Source organism: Corynebacterium sp. HMSC070E08 (genome assembly GCF_001808895.1).
GTDB lineage: Bacteria > Actinomycetota > Actinomycetes > Mycobacteriales > Mycobacteriaceae > Corynebacterium > Corynebacterium hiratae.
Window position 1 is genome coordinate 1 of the sequence record NZ_KV794729.1, and the last position, 3,114, is coordinate 3,114.

A 3,114-nucleotide genomic window follows, 5' to 3' on the forward strand; every position below is an offset into this window, starting at 1 on the left:
CAAAATCAACGCACTCTAAAACCGGAAGGGCCAATTAACGGCCTTGTATCACGTGACGGTTACTGGTCTGGTAGTTGACAGAGCCGGCCACCACTGGGACTGCGCTCCCCGAATGAAAAGCTGACCTGAAGGATGCTCGGGATAGTCACAATCATGGATTCCGTCTCGAGAAATTCCGACGCCTTAAAATGCTTTGCGGTGAAGAGACGGAAATTAGTCTACTTCGTCATTTTTGAAGCGTTCGCGCGGAGCTGTTGCGCTTTCCATCTGGTGATTGCTGACTGACTGTTGCTCAGGGCGTGCAAGAGCCAGTTTTGATCTTCCGCATGAAAGTCTTTGAAAATCTGGGCGTTCACCACTCGAGATAGAATTGCTAATGCCCCTTCGCCGGAATTCTGAATAATTGTCGAAAGTAAGCTTTTAATTGCGGTGGATCTGTGCTTTGCTCTGAGGGACAAAGCTAATAGCTCAACTACCCCCGCATTGAGAGTCGGATCTGAAGCAGCTATGTAGCCGGATATTCCTTCGACGATTTCATCAGGGTTGTTGAGAGCCTTGAGCTTGAGCACCGCCAAAGCCATTTCAGGCGAGTATCCAGAAAGTATTGCGCGTTCGGCTGGAGTAGGACTCTCGTTAGAGAGCAGCCAGTAAGCATATTCTACGGCTGCAAAAGCTGACTCTTTTTCTTTATTTGAACTCGGAAAAAGGAAAACAGTCTCCTTCTTACGGCGTAGCTTTTCTAACGCCTCCCTCAATGCCTTGCGCGTATACGGGTCCAGTTGGTGGTTGTGGTCTGCAAGGAGGGACAAAGCTGGTGAAAGATTCTGAGATGTCAGAGGGCCCAGTGAAAGATAGCCAAGAACTACTTCCCATTTGGAGATGGTTGGGTACAAGAGATTGAAATGGATCAAACACGTTAGATAGGGGAAACCGCCAGAGGAAGAGACACCTTTCTTCAGTTCTGACATTATCTTCTTCAATTCAACCACACACTGGTCGACAATTTCGGATGCGATTTCTATTGGAATTTCGCTCCAATCAGAAAACCCTTTTAGTGCCCACGTGAATTCTGTTGGCAATTTCTCCAATAATTTACTTCGCTCCTCCTCAGAACGCCGGGCAAACAGGATCTGAAGAGACTGCGGCATACTTATACAATTGTCGTTCACCATCGACCGAAGTTCTTTCAACTCATTTTCTGTCCATTCGGCATCTGGGATAAGCTCTGATAACAGACTATAGGTGTATTGCAAATCCTCTTCGCCAGGGTTGATGGTGATGATGTTAGTTCTGATTTCAGACCGGATCTGAGAAGAGGCCGAGAGATAGACAGAGCATACTGTGCGAAGGATCTCTGCCTTATAATTTCGCATAGGGTAACTCCGCCAGTTGCCGGGCGCGTTCAGCCTGTCCAATAACTGGCTGAGCAAGCGATCGGCTATGCTCACGGGAAGAAATTCTCCAGCTACTCTCAAGACTGATAATTCAGCTTGGAAACTGATTCTTGAGATATTAGAGAAATCAAAAGTTGAAATGAGCTCTGTTAGAGGAGAAATCCATCCATCTAGGATTAGCCTCTCGGCCGCATTTGAAGCAGCAAGATTTGCCCCGGAAGCTGTCAATAGGGTGAGACCTTCGGTGGCGTCCGCCGTGCTTTCTGCTGATTGCAAGAGGTACTTTCCTCCTGCTTCTGCGGCTTCCTTGAAGTTGGCAATATCTCCTGCCAATCGGGCAGCGCCGGTGCTGATGCGTAGTTGAAACTTCGCGTTATCAGCGCCAATTGTAAAGGACTCTGACATAGACCACTTGTGGAAGGACTTTTCGAAGAGCCTGCGAGCTAAAAATTCCGAAGGAGGATCGGTCCAGAGCGTAACGGAATTTAGAAGATCTGCCCTTTTTTGAGCGTCGTTGCGAAAAGCTGCTATACCTACCATTAGCGAAAGGTTTCTTGCTCCTAATAGGATCACCTTTCCTGATAGGTCGTGCTCAAGCTCTGGAGTTCGCAAGTATAATTCAACTGCTATTTCTTGGGCCCTGTTGACGTTCCCTACGTCAGCGAGCTCGATAGCTAGGATCAACCGTATCCATGCGCGGTCAATTTTATCCAAGCTGGGGGATTCGTATTCTAGAATTGATTCCAGTTTCGCGATCCGATGTTCACTCGTTGGGAGTAATAAACAGTCAACAATGAGCTCAAGCGCATTTGTGTCATCTGCTTCAGCTGCTGTGGGTCCTTCTAAGAGCTCTATTCGAGACGTGTCCAAATCGACCCCAAGGTAGTTAAGGACTTTTCTGAATAGTCTAGCTTCCTGCGGCCAAGCTATGAATCGCCTTCGTTTCTCGTTGCTTGTAAACAGATCAAGAGAACTGAGGTAGAGCGAAGATAACCACCTAGCTTGGCCTGACAGAAGGTAGGCAAGGGCTTCCTGTATGCCGATTTCTTCTCTCGAATGAGAAATTTGAGTATAGGACAACTTCGGCAAGAGAACCGTCTGCCGGATGAGGGCGTTGCCTGTTAAGTATGGTGTCGACCAGATCTCAGCAAAGTTTCGTAGCTTCGAACTGCTTTTTTCTGAAAGGCGGATCAAAGCTTCTTGGGTGGGAACAGCGTCCCTCGAGTTTTGGTACCTAGGTACGAAGATCTTAGAAGTTTTTCCTGCTTTTTGGACGTTCTCAGCACAGATTTCTTGCCAGTACCAGATTGCATTTTCGAGATCTACTAAGATGATAGCCACGGGCAGCCGGCTTTCAAGCCATTCGTCAAGTTGTTTCTGGTCCGGTCTAAACCACCAACCGTCAAAATCTGCTGTGTTTTTGCGCTTTACCGGCTCCTTGAACCAAGAGGATCCTGTCTTAACCTGTGCACAAAGAATCGCGTTATCGATCGTTCCGTCCGGTTTAGGGGGAACAATAAACCGGTCGAGACCGTAATCTACAGTTGGTCTGAGAATTTTCCATCCCCACGTTTGGACAATCGATTCAAAGAGTGCTTCGCCAGCGGCACCGATATCGCGAGCTTCAGGAACGGCGGGAGAATAGAAAGGCATACGAACACATTAAAAGAAAGGGACGGGCTTCGATGGCCCTTCCGGTTTTAGAGTGCGTTGATTTTGT

Annotated in this window: 1 protein-coding gene; it reads right to left on the reverse strand. The window is 47.8% G+C overall.

The genetic code is table 11. From position 1 onward, the window contains the following. Positions 1 to 218: 218 nt before the first annotated feature. Complete coding sequence (locus tag HMPREF2526_RS01760) at positions 219 to 3,047, reverse strand: DUF4365 domain-containing protein (protein WP_070545489.1); 2,829 nt, start codon at positions 3,045 to 3,047, stop codon at positions 219 to 221. Positions 3,048 to 3,114: the final 67 nt, after the last annotated feature.

Excerpts from the sequence above, each read along its gene's own strand:
- HMPREF2526_RS01760 (WP_070545489.1), bottom strand. The coding sequence starts at position 3,047 with ATGCCTTTCTATTCTCCCGCCGTTCCTGAAGCTCGCGATATCGGTGCC.